The organism is Rhodococcus sp. NPDC060086 (genome assembly GCF_042730275.1).
Classification (GTDB): Bacteria; Actinomycetota; Actinomycetes; order Mycobacteriales; family Mycobacteriaceae; genus Rhodococcus.
In genome coordinates this window covers 1-17,589 of record NZ_JBHWWZ010000057.1, presented here as the reverse complement: position 1 = coordinate 17,589, position 17,589 = coordinate 1, and the positions used below count along the sequence as shown (strand labels likewise).

14 protein-coding genes and 2 riboswitches are annotated in these 17,589 nt (G+C 66.7%); of the genes, 6 read left to right on the top strand and 8 right to left on the bottom strand.

Annotated features, from left to right (window positions below; all coding sequences use genetic code 11):
* Positions 1-9: 9 nt before the first annotated feature.
* A riboswitch (cobalamin riboswitch) is annotated at positions 10-206 on the bottom strand.
* A 40-nt stretch (positions 207-246) separates the two neighbouring features.
* Positions 247-1,446, top strand: a complete 1,200-nt coding sequence (cbiE, locus tag ACFWB0_RS22485) for a precorrin-6y C5,15-methyltransferase (decarboxylating) subunit CbiE (protein WP_378492613.1) — start codon at positions 247-249, stop codon at positions 1,444-1,446.
* On the top strand, positions 1,443-2,198 hold the full coding sequence (locus tag ACFWB0_RS22480) for a cobalt-precorrin-4/precorrin-4 C(11)-methyltransferase (RefSeq protein WP_378492612.1): 756 nt from the start codon (positions 1,443-1,445) through the stop codon (positions 2,196-2,198). The genes cbiE and ACFWB0_RS22480 overlap by 4 nt, the downstream gene beginning before the upstream one ends.
* Here the strand turns inward: ACFWB0_RS22480 and ACFWB0_RS22475 are convergent.
* The 4 genes from ACFWB0_RS22475 to ACFWB0_RS22460 are packed head-to-tail and all read right to left on the bottom strand — an operon-like array spanning position 2,191 to position 6,719.
* On the bottom strand, positions 2,191-3,027 hold the full coding sequence (locus ACFWB0_RS22475) for a mycofactocin-coupled SDR family oxidoreductase (protein ID WP_378492611.1): 837 nt from the start codon (positions 3,025-3,027) through the stop codon (positions 2,191-2,193). The two genes, ACFWB0_RS22480 and ACFWB0_RS22475, sit on opposite strands and share 8 nt — an antisense overlap.
* Position 3,028: 1 nt before the next feature.
* Positions 3,029-3,511 carry a (2Fe-2S)-binding protein gene (locus ACFWB0_RS22470; RefSeq protein ID WP_378492610.1) on the bottom strand — a complete coding sequence of 161 codons (483 nt, stop codon included), beginning with the start codon at positions 3,509-3,511 and terminating at the stop codon, positions 3,029-3,031.
* Positions 3,508-4,395: an FAD binding domain-containing protein gene (locus ACFWB0_RS22465; RefSeq protein WP_378492609.1), complete on the bottom strand. Its 888-nt coding sequence runs from the start codon at positions 4,393-4,395 to the stop codon at positions 3,508-3,510. Before ACFWB0_RS22465 ends, ACFWB0_RS22470 begins: the two co-directional genes overlap by 4 nt.
* The gene (locus ACFWB0_RS22460; RefSeq protein WP_378492608.1) at positions 4,392-6,719 is read right to left on the bottom strand and encodes a xanthine dehydrogenase family protein molybdopterin-binding subunit; all 2,328 of its coding nucleotides are present in this window, start codon (positions 6,717-6,719) and stop codon (positions 4,392-4,394) included. Before ACFWB0_RS22460 ends, ACFWB0_RS22465 begins: the two co-directional genes overlap by 4 nt.
* A 236-nt stretch (positions 6,720-6,955) precedes the next feature.
* On the opposite strand from ACFWB0_RS22460, the gene ACFWB0_RS22455 reads away from it, so the two are divergent.
* Positions 6,956-8,395: an MFS transporter gene (locus tag ACFWB0_RS22455; protein WP_378492607.1), complete on the top strand. Its 1,440-nt coding sequence runs from the start codon at positions 6,956-6,958 to the stop codon at positions 8,393-8,395.
* 7 nt (positions 8,396-8,402) lie between these two features.
* Positions 8,403-8,948, top strand: coding sequence for a TetR family transcriptional regulator (locus ACFWB0_RS22450; RefSeq protein WP_378492606.1), 546 nt, complete (start codon positions 8,403-8,405; stop codon positions 8,946-8,948).
* A 38-nt stretch (positions 8,949-8,986) separates the two neighbouring features.
* Here ACFWB0_RS22450 and ACFWB0_RS22445 read toward each other — a convergent pair whose 3' ends face one another.
* Genes ACFWB0_RS22445 through ACFWB0_RS22435 form a run of 3 tightly spaced genes read right to left on the bottom strand, consistent with a single transcriptional unit; the run spans position 8,987 to position 12,227 of the window.
* Positions 8,987-10,507 (bottom strand): precorrin-2 C(20)-methyltransferase, encoded by a 1,521-nt coding sequence (locus tag ACFWB0_RS22445; RefSeq protein ID WP_378492605.1) that lies wholly within the window; start codon positions 10,505-10,507, stop codon positions 8,987-8,989.
* On the bottom strand, positions 10,504-11,154 hold the full coding sequence (locus tag ACFWB0_RS22440) for a precorrin-8X methylmutase (protein WP_378492604.1): 651 nt from the start codon (positions 11,152-11,154) through the stop codon (positions 10,504-10,506). Before ACFWB0_RS22440 ends, ACFWB0_RS22445 begins: the two co-directional genes overlap by 4 nt.
* Complete coding sequence (locus tag ACFWB0_RS22435) at positions 11,151-12,227, bottom strand: cobalamin biosynthesis protein CobG (protein ID WP_378492603.1); 1,077 nt, start codon at positions 12,225-12,227, stop codon at positions 11,151-11,153. The genes ACFWB0_RS22440 and ACFWB0_RS22435 overlap by 4 nt, the downstream gene beginning before the upstream one ends.
* A gap of 25 nt (positions 12,228-12,252) precedes the next feature.
* A riboswitch (cobalamin riboswitch) is annotated at positions 12,253-12,469 on the top strand.
* Positions 12,470-12,521: 52 nt separating this feature from the next.
* Here ACFWB0_RS22435 and cobN point away from each other — a divergent pair.
* Together cobN and cobF are read left to right on the top strand one after the other, a co-directional pair.
* Positions 12,522-16,133: a cobaltochelatase subunit CobN gene (gene cobN, locus ACFWB0_RS22430; RefSeq protein ID WP_378492602.1), complete on the top strand. Its 3,612-nt coding sequence runs from the start codon at positions 12,522-12,524 to the stop codon at positions 16,131-16,133.
* Positions 16,130-16,894 carry a precorrin-6A synthase (deacetylating) gene (cobF, locus tag ACFWB0_RS22425; RefSeq protein ID WP_378492601.1) on the top strand — a complete coding sequence of 255 codons (765 nt, stop codon included), beginning with the start codon at positions 16,130-16,132 and terminating at the stop codon, positions 16,892-16,894. Before cobN ends, cobF begins: the two co-directional genes overlap by 4 nt.
* Here the strand turns inward: cobF and ACFWB0_RS22420 are convergent.
* Positions 16,886-17,404 carry a hypothetical protein gene (locus tag ACFWB0_RS22420; protein ID WP_378492600.1) on the bottom strand — a complete coding sequence of 173 codons (519 nt, stop codon included), beginning with the start codon at positions 17,402-17,404 and terminating at the stop codon, positions 16,886-16,888. The two genes, cobF and ACFWB0_RS22420, sit on opposite strands and share 9 nt — an antisense overlap.
* Between the last annotated feature and the right edge of the window lie 185 nt (positions 17,405-17,589).

Genomic DNA, 17,589 nt, shown 5'->3' with positions numbered 1-17,589 from the left:
GGATGTCCACTTCGGCAACTGTTCGAAGGCCGGTATTCGGACTTCCCGGTCGAGCGTCGTGCGATCACCTTCCCGGACCTGACGGTCCAGTGGTTGCGCTCACGCGCATGATCGACGACTCCCGGGTCACCGCAGCGGGCCTGCGCCGGATTCTCACCGGCTTCCCGATTATCCCTGTGAAGGGCACCTTCGAGTGTCTTGCCGCGGACGAGTCTAGCCACACGTCCTGAGTTAGGGTTCACGGCCATGGGTTCACGGATCACGGTCGTCGGTATCGGCGCCGACGGGTGGAGCAGTGTGTCGGCGATCGGCCGGGAGCGCGTGCTCGCTGCCGGCACGCTCCTCGGCGGCGCACGACACCTCTCGATGATCCCGCCGACCGACGCGGTCCGCGAGCCGTGGCCGTCCCCGCTGCTGAGCGGTCTCGACGACCTGCTGGCCCGGCATACCGGGATGGTCGTGGCACTCGCGTCCGGCGACCCGCTGACCTCGGGTATCGGCTCGACCCTCATCCGCAGGCTCGGCCGCGACGCCGTCGAGGTGATCCCCACGGTGTCATCGGTGACTCTCGCCAGAGCCCGCATGGGGTGGGCCGCCGAGGAATGCGACACGGTCACCCTCGTCGGACGCGACGTCGACGCCCTGCGCCGTTATCTGACGCGCGGCCGACGCCTGATCGTGCTGACCTCGACGTCGTCGAGCCTCGGCGAGATCGCGCGGCTGCTCGTGGAGGAGGGGTTCGCGGATGCCGCAGTGACGGTGCTCGCTGACCTGGGCGGTGAAGAGAATCGAATCGACGGCACAGCAATCACTTTCGTGGGCTCTCTCGCCCCGGAACTCAGTCTCCTGTGCATCGAGTGCGTCGGGGCGGAAGGGCTGTCCACGGCCCCCGGACTCCCGGACGAGTGCTTCGAGAACGACGGTCAGCTCAGTAAGCGCCCGATCCGGGCAGCCGCGGTATGCGCACTCGCGCCGCGGCCGGGAGAACTGCTGTGGGACGTGGGTGCCGGTGCCGGATCCGTCGGCATCGAGTGGGCCCGAACGGATCCGCGCTGCCGCACCATCGCGATCGAGAAGGACCCGACTCGCGCCGACGCGATCGCGCGCAACGCGGCCAGGCTCGGTGTGCCGTCGCTGACGATCGTGAGAGGTGGTGCACCCGAGTCGCTCTCCGAACTGGATACCCCCGACGCGATCTTCGTCGGAGGTGGTGGGAGTCGGGACGGTGTGCTGGACACCTGCTGGGAGGCACTGCGACCGGGTGGTCGCCTCGTCGTGCATTCGGTGACCCTCGAGACCGAGGCCGTGCTCGTGCAGTGGTGGAAGAAATATGGAGGCGAGCTGTCGCGGTTGTCCGTCGAACAGGCCTCATCGATAGGAACATTCACCGGCTGGCAGTCGCTGCGACCGGTGGTGCAATGGAATGTCGTGAAAGGCGAAAAATGACAGTACATTTCGTGGGATCAGGCCCAGGCGCTGTAGATTTGTTGACGCTGCGCGCCGTCGGCCTGCTCCGCGCCGCTCCGGTCGTGCTGTACGCGGGTACCTATCTCGACGCCGAGATCCTCGCGCACTGCAACGACGACGCCGAACTCATCGACACCCAGCATCTCGACCTCGATCGGATCACCGCGCACCTCGTCGACGCCGACCGTCGCGGACTCGACGCGGTGCGATTGTGCTCCGGCGACCCGTCGCTGTACTCGGCGCTGACCGAGCAGACCCGGCGCCTCGACGCCGAGGGCGTGGCCTGGGACGTCACGCCGGGTGTCCCGGCCTACGCCGCTGCCGCGGCGACCCTCGGCACCGAACTGACCGTGCCGGAACTCGTGCAAACGGTCGTGCTCACCCGTACGCAGGCGAGGTCGACGTCGATGCCCGACACCGAGGCGCTCACTCGGGTGGCGGGGCTGAAGGCGAGCCTGGTGCTGCATCTGGCGATCACCCGGATACGCGTGCTCGCAGCCGAACTCGCCGAGACCTACGGTCCGGACTGTCCGGCGGCGGTGGTGGCATTCGCGTCGCGCCCGAATCAGATCGTGCTGCGCGGCACGCTCGCCGACATCGCAGACCAGGTCGAGGCTGCGAAGTTGAAGCACACCGCGGTGATCCTCGTCGGGCGTGCCCTCGGTGTCCGGGACACACCCGACGTGGCGTGCTCACATCTCTACGATCCGGCGCGCGACCGGTCTATTTGAGCATCGCGCCGGCGTCGACCGGCAGCGAGACGCCGGTGATGAAGCGCGATTCGTCGGACGCGAGGAACAGCACCGCGTTGCTGATGTCGATCGCGTCGACCCACGGGGTCGGCAGCACATGCATCATCTGCGACAGCGGAGCGAAATCGTCCTTCGTCGGGTGCTCGAGATCGGGACGGAACATCTTGAACGTCGGCTCGTTGAGAAGCATCGGGGTACTCACCTGCGTCGGGCAGATGGCGTTGACGCGGATGCTCTCCTCGCCGAGCTCCATCGCCAGAGTGCGCATGATGCCGATCATGCCGTGCTTGGCGGAGACATAGTGCCCGACACTGGGCAGTGCCCGCAGGCCACCGACCGAGCTGGTGAGGATGACCGAACCACCGTTGCCTGCTTCACGCATGTGCGGCACCGCGACGCGGGTCGTGATCCACACACCGGTGAGGTTGACGTCGATCATGTCGCGCCAGCCTTTCTCGTCGAGCGCATCGAGGCGATCGCCCGAGCTCGCGAGTCCCGCATTGGCGCAGATGATGTCCAGGCGCCCGAACTGCGCGACACCGTCGTCGACGATGGCCTGCATCGCGGCCATGTCGCGGACGTCGGCCTGAGCGGCGTAGATCTTGCCGCCCGCCTTCTCGACCAGCGACACGGTCTCCTCGAGATCTTCGGGCGTCGACATCGGGATCGGCACCCCGTCGAGCTGCTTGCAGACGTCGACCGCGATGATGTTGGCGCCTTCTTCGGCCAATCTCACTGCGTGACTGCGCCCTTGGCCACGTGCTGCGCCCGTGATGAAGGCGACCTTCCCCTCGACCCGTCCCGTCATGTCATTCCCCTGTGCTCGTGGTGGACGCGGCAGACTTCACTGCCGCGATGATTCCCTGATACCCGGTGCATCGACAGATGTTTCCGGACAGTGCTTCCCGGATCTCACTGTCGGTCGGCGACGGGTTCTCCTCCAGAAATGCCGTCGCCGATATGATGAACCCGGGTGTGCAGAAACCGCATTGCAGACCGTGATGGTCACGGAATGCGGCCTGGACCGGCGAGAGCGTCCCGTCGTCGGACGCCATAGCTTCGATGGTGGTGACCTCGGCGCCGTCGGCCTGGACCGCGAAGACGAGGCAGGCACGCACCGCCTCCCCGTCGAGCAGGACCGTGCACGCACCGCACACGCCGTGTTCGCAGCCGAGATGCGTTCCGGTGAGGCCGCAGTCGACCCGGAGGTAGTCGGCGAGAGTCAAACGCGGCGGCACCGAGTGGCGACGCGAACTCCCGTTGACACGAACTTCGATGTCTACATTGGTCATGCGGAACCCTCCTGAGTGGTTGCCTCGTCCACCGCACGACGCCACGCACGTGCTGCGATCGTCGCTCCCACCCGACGGCGGTAGGCAGCGGGGCCGTGCAGGTCGTCCGAGACCGTGTCGAGGGAGTCCAGTGCGCTCCGCCCGACCTCGTCGGCCTCGATCTCGCGGATGTTCCGTCCGAGGAGTTCCGACTCGACCGCGGTGGCGCGGACGGGTGTCGGAGCCACACCGAACAGCGTGATCGCGCAACGGTCGAGTGTCGACGCCGCGTCGAGGCGGATCGCGATCGCTGCCCCGGCGAGTGCGAAGTCGCCGGTACGGCGGGCGAATTCCTCGATCGCGAAACCACACCGGCCGGTCCACGTCGGAAAGTTCACGCCGGTGAGCAGTTCGTCGGCTTCGAGATCGGTGGTCCACATGCCGGTGAAGAACTCCGAGGCCGGAATGGTGCGCCGGCCCCGGGGCGACAGTGCCTCGATGTCGGCGTCGAGTGCCAGTGCGACCGCAGGGTATTCGGCTGCGCCGTCGCCGTGGGCGATCGAGCCTCCCAGGGTGCCGCGGTTGCGGATCTGGAAGTGGCCGATCAACGGTGTCGCGCGGGCCAGCAGCGGAACTGCGGTCGCGAGCTCGGCGGAGCGCCCGACCGTCGAGTGCGTCGTGCCCGCACCGATCCACACCGCGTCGCCGCGCTGTTCGATGCCGCGTAGCTCTGCGGGTTTGCGCAGGTCCACAAGGTGATCGAACACGGCGAGACGCAGGTTGAGCATCGGCATCAGGCTCTGTCCGCCCGCGATGAACTTGGCTTCGTCGCCCAGCTCGGCGATCAGCGCGACCGCATCGGCTGCGGTGTCGGGTGCGTGATAATCGAACGCCGAGGGTTTCATGCCTTCACCGCCTGCACTTCGTCGAGCATCTTGATGATCGTGGCGGGGGACAAGGGCAAGCTGCTCACTTCCACTCCGAAGGGTGCCAAGGCGTCGGCAACGGCGTTGACCACGGCGGGGGACGCTCCGATCGCGCCGCCTTCACCGACGCCCTTGTATCCGCCGGGCCCGGCGCTGGGCGACTCGACGTGCCCGATCTCGATGTCGGGGACGGTGTCGGTAGTGGGGAGCAGGTAGTCCATGAACGTCGTGGTCACGGGGTTGCCGTCGTCGTCGTATGACAGGTGCTCGTACAGTGCGCCGCCGATTCCCTGGACGGTGCCACCGTAGATCTGGCCCTCGACGATGTCGGGGTTGATCATCGGACCGCAGTCCTCCCCGACGATGAAGCGGAGGATCTTCACGGCCCCGGTCTCGATGTCGACCTCGCACGTGCAGACGTGGGTGGCGTTGGCCCACAACATCATGGACGGGGAGTGGTAGCGGCCGCTGGATTCGAGTCCCGGAGGTACCCCGGCCGGCAGAGTCTCGGCCTGGAAGTAGGAGATCTCGGCGATCTCTTTCAGGGTGACTCCGACGCTCGGGACGCCACGGACCGTCGCGCGACTGCCGACGAACTCGATGTCCTCGACCGCGGCTTCGAGCTTGTGCGCGGCGATGGCGAGGATCCGGTCGCGTAGCACCGACGCGGTCTCCCGGACGGCCCCCGCGATCATCGACCCGGAGCGGCTACCGCCGGTTCCGGCGCCGAACGGGGTGATCGCGGTGTCGCCCTGGATGGTGTGGACATCGGAGATGTCGACCCCGAGGGCATCGGCCGTGAGCTGAACGGTGGACGTCTCGAGACTGTTGCCCGTGGACCCACCCGCAACGTAGACGTTCACCTTGCCGGACGGTTCGATGCGGATCGTGGCGCCCTCCGTGGAATGGAACGGTGTCGCTCCCGTGGTCGGTTCGATGTAGGTGCATGTACCGACCCCGATGTAGCGACCTTCGGCGCGGGCGCGCTCCTGCTCCTGCCGGAACGCGTCGTAGTCGAGAATCGACAGGGCGTGCTCGAAGGTCTCGAGGGGCGTCGAGTCGTTGTACGGCATGCCCAGCGGGTTGGCGAGCGGCAGGTCTGAGGCGCTGAGCATGTTGCGTCGCCGGAGTTCGACGGGGTCGATGTCCATCTGACGTGCCGCGACGTCGAGCAGCATCTCGCGCGCCAGGGATTCGAACTGCCACGGCCCGCGATACGCGACTCGGCCGACGGTGTTCGTGTACGTCAGCTTCATCGAGAACGCAGCGGCGGGCACTCGATAAGGTCCGGGGAACAGCATCCCGACAACCGCCCCGGACGTCACCGGGGAGGGAATCGGGTAGGCGCCCACGTTCTGGACGTGGTCGATCGAGGCGCCGAGCAGCTTGCCGTCGGCGTCGAACGCGAAACGCGCGTCGCCGCACTCCTGGCGGGCCATGCCTGCCGACATCATGTGTTCCTGCCGGTCCTCGATCCATTTCACCGCGGCCGGGAGTTTCCTGGCGGCGAGCAGCACGGCGATGTCCTCGCGTTGCGGAACGACCTTCTGGCCGAATCCGCCGCCGGTGTCGCGCATGATCACCCGGACGCTGTGCTCGTCGAGCCCGAGGAGCCGGGCAGTGAAGCCTCGGACCTCGTGCGGGGATTGGGTGGAGGCCCAGACGGTCATCTCGCCGGCCGACCATTCGGCGACGAGGCCGCGCGTCTCCATCGGGACGGCGATGTAGGCCTGTTGGTGGATCGTTCGGGTCACCACGTGGGCGGCGGCGTCGAACGTCTTCGCCAGCTCGTCCGGGAGTGGGCCGCCCATGGCCGCGGCGATATTCGCCGGGTGGGCGGCGTGGACCAGGTCGTCGGACCGATCCGCGGTGGTGTAGTCGACGACCGGTGTCAGCGGGTCGTAATCGACGGCGACGAGTTCGACGGCGTCCTCCGCGATGTACCGGTCGTCGGCCACGACCAGCGCGACGGGATCGCCGACGAACCGCACTTCGTCCTCGGCAAGTGGGGGCCAGTTCAGGCTCGGCATGTACGGGCCGTCGAGCGCGTAGGTCTGCTCGTGGATTCCGGGTGCGAGATCGGCGGCGACGTACACCGCATGGACCCCGTCGAGAGCGAGGGCCTCGGAGACGTCGATGTCGACGATCCGGGCGCGTGCGAACGGGCTGCGCACGAAGCATGCGTGGAGCATGCCGGGACGTGTCACGTCGTCGACGAACATGCCTGCGCCGGTCAGGAGTCGGGGATCTTCGACTCGCTTGATGCGAGTCCCGACGTAAGCGGAAATGCTGGGCCTTGTCACAGAAATTCTCACCTCGGCCTTCGGTGGATGCTGAGCAAGTGTCTAGCACCATCTGAAGTGAGGTGTCAATCACATTCTCTTGAAGAGAGCATGTTCTTCTCGCAGGTGCGGGGCCCGGGTGTGCCGCGTGACGTCGCAGAACGGCGCCTCCTGGAGTGGTTGACATCCGAGGGGTGAACGACGTTCACTGCGTAGTGGTGAACATCGTTCACCCCCGTGGGCGATGGAGGAACGGGATGGATGCAGCGACCCCGTCGCGAAGACCGATGTCGAGCGGTGTGATCACGGCGCTGCTGAGCGTGGCCGGTCTCGTCGTGGCGCTCCAGACCACCCTCGTCGTGCCCCTGCTTCCGGATCTCCCGGAGCTGCTCGACGTCACCGCGGGTGATGTCGGCTGGCTCATCACCATCACCTTGCTGACCGGAGCAGTGGCCACGCCCATCGTCTCCAGGATGGCCGACATGTACGGCAAGCGACGCATGATGGTGTTGTCGTTGGCGATGATGGTCGCCGGTGCACTGATCGCCGCGATCGGAGCCGACTACTTGTCCGTCCTCATCGGGCGCGGCTTGCAGGGGTTCTCGTCGGCGCTCATCCCGGTGGCGATGGCCGTACTGCGTGACGTGCTTCCACGTGAGAAGGTCGCCGGTGCTGTGGCGATGACCAGTTCCACGATGGGAATCGGCGGCGCACTGGGCATGCCTGCTGCGGGCGCGTTGTACGACAACTTCGGCTGGACGTCCGTCTTCTGGGTGTCCGCGGCAGTCGGCGCGACGCTCATGCTGGGCATCCTGCTCGTCGTTCCCGCATCCGCCACGGGAACCCGTGGCCGCTTCGACATCGTCGGTGCCTTGCTGCTGACGCTCGCCCTGACGGCTCTGCTCCTGGGGATCTCGAAGGGGCCGACATGGGGCTGGTCGAGTGTGCCGACCGTCGCGTGCTTCGCCGTAGCCATCGTGATCACGACGGTCTTCGTGCCGTACCAGCTGCGCGTGTCGTCGCCGATGGTCGACCTGCGGGTGTCGGCACGGCGCACTGTGCTGCTCGCCAACCTCGCCGGACTCTTCATCGGATTCTCCGCATACGCAAGCCTGTTGGCGACCACACAACAATTGCAGCTACCCGAGATCACCGGGTTCGGGTTCGGGCTCAGCGCCGCGACCGCCGGGCTGTGCATGATCCCCGGCAGCCTGGCGATGTTTCTGACCTCACCGATAGCCGGACGACTCACCACGCGGTTCGGTGGGCGCTTCACGCTCACGCTCGGGACGCTGGTCATGACCGCGGCCTACACCTTCCGCATCGCCTGGGACGACACCGTTGTCCTCATCATCATCGGCGCGGCGATGGTGAGCATCGGCAACGCCTTGGCCTATGCGACCCTTCCTGCGCTGATCATGGGTGCCGTTCCGCTTACCGACACCGCCGCCGCGAACGGCCTCAACAGCCTCGCGCGAACCATCGGAATGTCGAGCATGAGTGCGGTGGTCGCCGCGTTGCTCACCAGCATCACCCTCGAGGCGGCAGGCGGAACATTCCCGGCGCACGGGGCCATCATCGTCATCTTCGTGATCGCGGGTGCCTCCACGTTCATGGCGACGCTGTGTGCCGTGTTCCTGCCGAAACATCGACCCGTGCACACGACGTCGGTCGTCGATGCGACCGAGGGGGCGTGAGGTGGCGATGAGCGAGCGAACCACCCGCGACACCATCCTCGACGCCGCGCGACCGCTGTTCGCCGAGCGAGGGTTCAACGGCACGACCATCAGGGATATCGCCGACGCCGCCGGGGTCTCACCGGCTCTGGTGATGAAGCTGTCGGGCAGCAAGGCCGCGCTCTTCCAGGCTGCTGCACCCGACTCTCCGGGGCTGGGTCCGGATCCCTCCGAGGAATTGCCGGGATACCGGTTGGTGCGGGCGCTCGTCGAACGCCGGAACTCGGGAGACTACGAATTCTGGGCAATGGCTCCTAATCTCGTGCAGGAGGCCCCGGATCCCGAGGCCGCCCGCGCGAAGATGACGGAACGACTGGTGCCGCGCATCGCGGCGGCGATCGGCGAACAGACGCCAGGGCTGGTGCGGTCGCGGATGGTCGTCACACTGCTGCTGGGGCTCGGGAGTGGACTACGCACGTTCGAGATTCTGACACCCGACATGATCGACGGCGCGACACTGATCGACACGTACGGTGCACTCGTGCAGAAGATCATCGACGACACCGAGCTCTGAGCTTTCCGGTGCGAGCGACGAAAGTGACTATTCTCGTGTCAGCCGGCTTCCACGGACCGCCTCGTCCACACGGCACCCGACTGCATGGTCGAGGTCCCCGCTGCACCGACGATGAGCAGGCACCTCATGTCGATACTCGCGGGATCCAGTTTCTCGAGGGTGGTGACCTCGAGGGATTCACCCACGCGGCCCACATCCCGTCCGATGACGACGACGGTGTCGGCGGGACGGTGCCGCAGCAGCACGTTCATGGCCTCCGCGACCTGCGCGGTCCGTGACCGGGACGCGGGATTGTAGATCGCCAGTACGAGATCGGCTTCCGCGATCGCAGTGAGCCGCTTCTCGATCACGCTCCAGGGCTTGAGTCGATCCGACAGGCTCATGACTGCGAAATCGCCGCCGATGGGTGCACCCGCGCGGGCAGCAACGGCCTGTACCGCCGACACTCCAGGCAAAACGCGGATCGGCACCGACGCGTACTTGTCGTCCTGCGCTGCCTCGAACACCGCCGACGCCATCCCGAACACCCCTGCGTCGCCGCCGGACACCACGGCGACCTTCTCACCGGACAGCGCCAGGTCGAGTGCGAACCGAGCGCGATCGACCTCGACTGTGTTGCCACTCGAATGTCGTTGCAGACCTGGCCGTACCGGAACCCGATCGACGTACGGCCCGTACCCGACCACATGATCGACCGACGTGAGCGCCGCCGATGCCTCGGGTGTGAGCCATCTGTCGTCGGCCGGGCCGAGCCCGATCACGAGAAGTTCGTGCGTCTCGACCGGTGCTGCGATCTCTGCCGTCGCCGGGCGTGACCGGTCTACCACTTCGCGGTTGCGGGGAGCCCGATCGCCGGGCGCGAGAATCACCGAAAAGTACGGCACCGAATCAGGATCCACGTCCGCTGCCGCGATGATGCGTTGCCCGTCCATCGTCGCGCGCTCGACGTACACGGCGTCGTCGAGTCGTCCCGTCTGTTCCAGCGCGCTTCGTACCGCAGGGAATGTGCGTCCCAACTTCATGATGACTGCGCCGTCGGTATCGGCAAGCCGCCTCGCCAATTCGGGCTCGGGGAGCGTGCCAGGGAGGATGGTGAGCACATCGGTGCGCCGCACGAGCGGCTCTGCGGATGCGGCCGCCGCGGCCGAGAACGACGTGACTCCGGGAATTACCTCGGCCGCATAATGTTTCGAAAGTCGGTCGTGGAGGTACATGTAGGAGCCGTAGAACAGGGGGTCTCCCTCGCACAGCACGACGACGGTGCGGTCGGCATCGAGGTGAACGGAAAGTCGTGCAGCGCATTCGTCGTAGAAATCGGCGATCGCGCCGTCGTACCCGCCGGGGTGATCGGTGGTGCCGACGGTGACGGGATACACGAGCTTCTCCTCGATCACCCCGTCCGGGATCAGGTCGGCAGCGATGCCCCGCGCGATCGAGCGGCCGTGCGTGCCCGAATGGTAGGCGATCACGTCGGCTTCGGCGACCAGTCGTGCGGCCTTACGGGTGATGAGTTCCGGGTCGCCGGGACCGAGCCCGACACCGTAGATCCTGCCGGTCATTCCGCCTCCTGAGCAAGTGCGTTGAGCGCCGATGACGCCATGGCCGAACCGCCCCGCCGCCCGCGCACCACAAGATGCGGGATCTGCAGAGCGTGCGCGATCAGAGCTTCCTTGGATTCGGCGGCGCCGATGAATCCCACGGGTACGCCGACGATTGCCGCAGGACGCGGCGCACCGGCGTCGAGCATTTCCAGCAGGTGGAACAGTGCGGTGGGCGCGTTACCGATCGCGACGACCGCGCCGCCGAGCCGGTCCGCCCACAGCGATACGGCCGCGGCCGAGCGAGTGGTGTTCCACTGTTGCGCGAGTTCCGGCACACGAGGATCGCCGAGCAGGCACAGGACCTCGTTGTCTGCGGGCAACCGTTTACGGGTGACCCCGGCAGCGACCATGTTCGCATCGGCGATGATCGGCGCGCCTGCATTCAGGGCTGTACGGGCCGCGGACACCAGATCGGGGTGGATCACCAAATCCTTCGCCAGGTCGGTCTGGCCGCTGGCATGGATCATCCGCACCGCGACTTTCTCCGCGTCGCCCGGGATCGCTGCGAGATCGGATTCGGCGCGGATCGTCGCGAACGAACGGACGTAGATCTCGGCGCCGTCCGTCTCGTACTCGTAGCGGCGCGGTGGTGGCTGAAGGGTCACGTCGAGCTCCTGTGTGACGTCGAACGACTGGAAAAAACTAGGGTGTGCGGGGAATTCGGTGCACCACAGGCGCGTTCGCAACCGACGATATGAATACGGTCAGCTGTGGTGTCGGAGGCGGCGGTGCGGCGGGCCAGAGCCCGGGTATCACCTCGGGCGAGGCTACACCCGGGCGACCCGGTGCATGCGGTGACCCTGGGCCACGCGGAGTCGTCCGACAACACGAAGCCCGCGTCGGACAGCGCGCCAGGATCGGCGCCGGAAGGGAGCACGAGGCCGCGCCACGGTGTGACGATCACGTCGTCATCGGGGAGTGTCGCGATCATGGACGACGTCAGGATACCCAGCGGGACCAGCAGTGATACCGCACCGCCGAGCGCTCCGTACGGCATCGCATGCGACGCGAGCGCGGGAGCCGGGCCGTCGCCTCCGAGTTCGGCGCCGCGGCCCGGCAATTGCCGGACGTGCCACACCGTTCCGCGCGTCTGTACGAACCGAAGAGCCAGGTCGATCAGAGTGTCGACGACCTGCGGCATCGGTACCGTCGGACCGACCAGTTCGCCGATGCCGACCCGCATCGTGTGCGTGTCCACGGCGATGGCTGCAAGATCGCAGCGGAGCCCCGCGACGTCGCCCCGGCCATCGTCGAGACCGAACAGGAAGCGGCCCGGCAGCTCGACGAGGGCCGGTTCGGCGCACAGCGCGGTATCGAGCGCACCGATCAACGGCCGGATGTCGGCGACCCCGTCGACGAGCCCCGACAGGGGTGATGCGACCAGGTTGCGCACTCGTTCGTGCGTCGGCGACGGCAGGTACCCGGCTGCGGCAATTGCGTCGACCAGATCGGCAGGAACTTTGCCGCACTCGTCGAGCGAGATACCTCTGACCTGCAAATTTCCCCGCGATGTGAGGTGCACGTCGCCGTCGGCGAATTTCTGGGAGGCGGCCGAGAGTTGCTGCAGACCGCTGGACGGCACGCGGCCGCCCGGAGTGCGCAGACGCACCAGCGCCCCGTCGGCGGCGAGGTGCGGTCGCAGCAATCCGGGGCAGCGATCGGGGGGAATTTCGGGCAAGACGTGCTCCACGGGTGCACATGGTTGCACATGCTCAGGAAATGGTGCGCTACGCTGGCGACGTCGTGGTTACGGGAAGCCGGTGAGAAACCGGCGCGGCCCTCGCCACTGTGAGCGGTAGTTGCTCGCCCTCGTCCGTACCGGCTCGCCGGAACGGAGACCACTGGACGCAAGTCTGGGAAGGTCGGCGCAGCAGCAATGATCCGTCAGCCAGGAGACCGGCCACGACATGAGTAGTCCACGAGGGTTTTGGAGACTGAACATGGCCGTGTGCCTTGGGTTTTGCGGTGCGTCGTGACGCGCCTTGCTGTGCTGTCGACGTCCGACACCGACCTGCTGTCGGCCCGTGCGAGCGGCGCCGACTGGGCGGTCGGAAACCCGTCCCGCCTCGACGTCGACACCGACCTGAGCGGGCTGCTCGAGGGCGCCGACCTGGTCATCGTGCGGATTCTCGGCTCGGCCAAGTCGTGGCAGAACGGGCTCGATGCAGTCCTCGCGCGGGGTGTTCCCGTCGTCGTCCTGGGTGGTGAACAGACTCCCGACGCGGAGCTCATGAGCTACTCGACGGTGCCGATCGGCACTGCTGCAGAGGCACATCGCTACCTTGCCCACGGCGGCCCCGCGAACCTCGCGCAACTCCACGCGTTCCTGTCCGACACCGTCCTGCTCGGCGGTGAGGGGTTCGAACCGCCGGCCGAGCTACCCGAATGGGGTGTGCTCGAACGTCCTGCTCCGGCTGTCGAGTCGCTGCCACGGGTGGGTGTGTTGTTCTACCGAGCCCACCACACCAGCGGAAACGTGCAGTTCGCGCATGATCTGGCCGACGCGATCGATGCGACCGGTAAAGCGCATGCCGTGGTCGTGCACTGCGCCTCACTGCGCGGCGCTCCCGACGATCTCCTCGCCGAACTCGGCACCCTCGACGCCCTGGTCGTGACCGTGCTCGCCGCCGGCGGCACCAAGCCGGCCACTGTCAGCGCCGGCGGCGAGGACGAAGCATGGGACGTCGGGGCCCTTGCCGCACTGGATATTCCGATTCTGCAAGCCCTCTGCTTGACGTGGAGCCGCGAGAGCTGGGCAGACTCGGACGACGGCGTGTCCCCACTCGACTCCGCGACCCAGATCGCGGTACCCGAATTCGACGGCCGCATCATCACGGTGCCGTTCTCGTTCAAGGAACTCGACGTCGACGGTCTGCCCCGGTACGTCACCGATCCGGAACGCTGCCGGCGGGTGGCGGGAATCGCGGTCGCGCACGCCCGATTACGGCACGTCCCGCCCGCAGAACGACGCATCGCGATCATGCTATCGGCATATCCCACGAAACATTCACGCGTAGGCAACGCCGTGGGCCTCGACACTCCGGTGTCGGCGATCAAGATGTTGCGAGCGATGCGCGACCTCGGATACGACCTCGGCGACGGTTTCCCCGGTGTGAATTTCGACGACGACCCTGAACTCGATGACACTGCAGCCGGAAACACCCTGATCCACGCGCTGATCGACGCAGGTGGGCAGGATGAGGAATGGCTCACTGCCGAGCAGATCGCCGGTAATCCGGTGCGGGTCACCACATCCGATTACGTGGAGTGGACGAAGGATCTGCCCGCCGAGCTCGCCGACGCGATGACAGAGGCGTGGGGGCCGGCCCCCGGCTCATTGTTCGTCGACGGGGACGCGATCGTGCTGGCCACACTGCAGGCCGGCAATGTCGTCCTCATGATCCAGCCGCCCCGCGGATTCGGTGAGAACCCCGTCGCGATCTACCACGATCCCGACATGGCACCGTCGCACCACTACCTCGCCGCCTACCGCTGGGTCGAACAGGGCTTCGGTGCCGATGCCGTCGTCCACCTCGGCAAACACGGCTCGATGGAGTGGCTCCCCGGCAAGAACGCCGGCATGTCGGCGTCGTGCGCGACCGACGCCGCCATCGGGAATCTGCCGCTGATCTACCCGTTCCTCGTCAACGACCCGGGCGAGGGTGCGCAGGCCAAGCGACGCGCGCACGCCACGATCGTCGATCACCTGATTCCGCCGATGGCGCGCGCCGAGTCGTACGGCGACATCGCCCGCCTCGAGCAACTGCTCGACGAGTACTCCAACATCGCGGCGATGGATCCCGCGAAGCTGCCCGCGATCCGCGCGCAGATCTGGACGCTGATCCAGGCCGCGAAACTCGACCGCGATCTGGGACTCGACGACCGCCCGCACGACGCCGAATTCGACGATTTCCTCTTGCACGTCGACGGGTGGTTGTGCGAGGTCAAGGACGCGCAGATCCGCGACGGCCTGCACGTACTCGGCGCCGCCCCGGTCGGTGAGGCCCGGGTCAACCTGGTTCTGTCGATCCTGCGCGCCGCCCAGGTGTGGGGCGGTAAGAGTCACGCGGTGCCCGGCCTGCGGACCGCACTCGGCCTGAAGCCGGACGCGCCGCTGACCGAGGTCGATGCGATCGAAACCCAGGCCCGTGCGCTCGTGCAGGCGATGGAGGATGGCGGCTGGAACGTCGAATCCGTCCCCCGGTCCGTCGAAACCGTTCTCGGTCAAGCTGATACCGAGGTTGCGCGTGTGCTGGTGTTCGCCGCAGAACAGGTCGTGCCACGTCTTGCTCAGACCACGGACGAACTGGATGCTGTCCTGCACGCTCTCGACGGTGGATATGTTCCGGCCGGGCCGTCGGGTTCGCCGTTGCGCGGCCTCGTCAACGTGCTGCCCACAGGCCGCAATTTCTACACCGTCGATCCCAAGGCCGTGCCGAGCCGACTCGCCTACGACACCGGTGTCGCGCTCGCGAACGCACTCATCGAGCGGTATCTGGCCGACTCCGGTGAGCATCCGCAATCGGTGGGGCTGTCGGTGTGGGGCACGTCCGCGATGCGCACCGCCGGCGACGACATCGCCGAGGTGCTCGCGCTCATCGGCGTCCGCCCGGAATGGGACCCGGAATCCCGTCGCGTCCGCGAACTCACGGTCGTACCGCTCGAGGAACTCGGCCGTCCACGAATCGATGTCACGGTGCGCATCTCCGGATTCTTCCGCGACGCGTTCCCGCACGTGATCGGCATGCTCGACGACGCGATCCGCATGGTTGCGGCACTCGACGAACCCGACGAGATGAATTACGTCCGCGCTCATGCCAGGCGTGACGAGGCCGAGCACGGCGACTCGGATCGGGCGGTGCGCCGCATCTTCGGATCCAAGCCGGGTTCGTACGGTGCCGGCATTCTGCAGCTCATCGATTCCGGGAACTGGCGCACCGACGCCGATCTCGCCGAGGTGTATACCGCGTGGGGTGGTTTCGCGTACGGACGCAACCTGCACGGCGTGGCCGCGGCCGACGACATGCGTGCCAATTACCGTCGGATCGCCGTGGCCGCCAAGAACACCGACACCCGCGAACACGACATCGCCGACTCCGACGACTACTTCCAGTACCACGGCGGCATGGTCGCCACGGTACGTGCGCTCACGGGCAACGACCCCAAGGCGTACATCGGGGATTCGACGATCCCCGACGCCGTGAGGACCAGAACGCTCAGTGAGGAGACTGCACGCGTGTTTCGTTCGCGCGTCGTCAACCCGCGCTGGATCTCCGCGATGCGTCGGCACGGCTACAAGGGTGCGTTCGAACTCGCCGCGACCGTCGACTATCTGTTCGGTTACGACGCCACCGCCGGTGTGGTCGAGGACTGGATGTACGAGTCTCTGGCCCAGAACTATGCGCTCGACCCCGAGAACCAGCAGTTCCTGCGCGACGCCAATCCGTGGGCACTGCGTGGCATAGTCGAACGCCTCACCGAGGCGTCCGATCGTGGACTGTGGGCGGAACCCGATCCGGAGACCCTGAAGGCGCTGCAGCAGGCGTACCTCGACGTCGAAGGTGATCTCGAGGATCGCGGATGAGGTTGCGGCTGATCGGGATCGGACCGGGTGGCCCGGACGATCTCACAGTCACGGCCGTCAAGGCGCTCGAGAGCGTCGACGTGTTCCTCGTCGCCGACAAGGCTCGCGGTGTGGACGATCTCGTAATGGTGCGCGAACAGATCCTGCGCCGACACACCAGCGGCCGGTACCGCACGATCGTGGTGCCCGACCCGCCGCGAGACCGCGCACCTGAGCAGTACGCCACGGAGGTACGCGACTGGCACGCGGCACGTGCCGACGCATACGAACAGGTGCTGCGCACCGAGGTCGACGACAGCGAGACTGCCGGTTTCCTGGTGTGGGGTGATCCGAGCTTGTACGACAGCACCATTCGCGTCGTCGAACGTATACGTGAGCGTGGTGTGCTGGACATCGACTACGACGTCATCCCCGCCGTGAGCAGCATCCAAGTCCTCGCAGCGCGACATCGGCTCGTGTTCAACCGTATCGGTGGCCCGATCACGATCACCACCGGGCGACGACTCGGCGTGGAGGTCGCGTCCGGCGCCGACAATATCGTCGTCATGCTGGACGGACAGCTCGCCTGTCGGGAACTCGACGGCAACTGGGACATCTGGTGGGGAGCGAACCTCGGGACGAGCGACGAGGAGCTCGTCGCGGGACGCCTGGGCGAGGTGCTCGAGACGATCGAGACCGCCAGGGCACGGGCCAAGGCCTTGCGCGGCTGGGTGATGGACACCTACCTGCTGCGCCGAGCCGACCGAGCGGTGTCAGGGTGACCGGATCAGCGTCGGGCGCGGACGCGTGTCGGTGGGGGACTTGCTGAGCACGATCGGCAGCCACTGCGACGTCATCGCGATCATGACGAGCCAGTTCAGGACCATGCCGACGCTCGGTGCGTGCGGTCCGTCGGCGATCATCCCTGTCTGCGACCAGTAGCCGAACAGCCCGAACAGCGACGCTAGCCCGGAGCCGAGCATCGCCGCCGATGCCAGCCGCCACCGGCGCAGACACAGAGCTGCGGAAGAGACCAGCACGCCGAACACCACGGTCAACGTCGTGAAGACCCGCATCAGCATCGATACCGGGGCACCGTCGTCGAACCAGCCGGCCAGAACGGTCCATGACCAGGCCGACGATGTCTGCGGAAGAACCAACCCCACGATCAGCAGCCCGATACAGCCGACGAGAACCCAGCGACGACGCCCGGCATCGAACTCTCCGGCGATCCGCTTCTCGATCCGAGCGAAGTCGTTCCGGTATGCCGACAGGTTCTCACTCACGTGCATGCCTCCTGGTTCGACCACACGAGAAGCCATTATGGCCGCCGGTGCCCGAGCCCGTGGAAGGTGTCGACTACCAGGGTAAACCCAGAACGATTGACTTCCTCCCCCGCGTGAACACGGAGGATTCCTACGCAGCCTCACCACATGGTGCGGTCTGTTCAGCGGGTTCCTGCTTCACCGGGTCCGCG

Bases quoted from the DNA above. Each gene is read 5' to 3' on its own strand.
- cbiE (WP_378492613.1), top strand. From the start codon at position 247: ATGGGTTCACGGATCACGGTCGTCGGTATCGGCGCCGACGGGTGGAGC.
- ACFWB0_RS22480 (WP_378492612.1), top strand. From the start codon at position 1,443: ATGACAGTACATTTCGTGGGATCAGGCCCAGGCGCTGTAGATTTGTTG.
- ACFWB0_RS22475 (WP_378492611.1), bottom strand. From the start codon at position 3,027: ATGACGGGACGGGTCGAGGGGAAGGTCGCCTTCATCACGGGCGCAGCA.
- ACFWB0_RS22470 (WP_378492610.1), bottom strand. From the start codon at position 3,511: ATGACCAATGTAGACATCGAAGTTCGTGTCAACGGGAGTTCGCGTCGC.
- ACFWB0_RS22465 (WP_378492609.1), bottom strand. From the start codon at position 4,395: ATGAAACCCTCGGCGTTCGATTATCACGCACCCGACACCGCAGCCGAT.
- ACFWB0_RS22455 (WP_378492607.1), top strand. From the start codon at position 6,956: ATGGATGCAGCGACCCCGTCGCGAAGACCGATGTCGAGCGGTGTGATC.
- ACFWB0_RS22450 (WP_378492606.1), top strand. From the start codon at position 8,403: ATGAGCGAGCGAACCACCCGCGACACCATCCTCGACGCCGCGCGACCG.
- ACFWB0_RS22445 (WP_378492605.1), bottom strand. From the start codon at position 10,507: ATGACCGGCAGGATCTACGGTGTCGGGCTCGGTCCCGGCGACCCGGAA.
- cobF (WP_378492601.1), top strand. From the start codon at position 16,130: ATGAGGTTGCGGCTGATCGGGATCGGACCGGGTGGCCCGGACGATCTC.
- ACFWB0_RS22420 (WP_378492600.1), bottom strand. From the start codon at position 17,404: ATGCACGTGAGTGAGAACCTGTCGGCATACCGGAACGACTTCGCTCGG.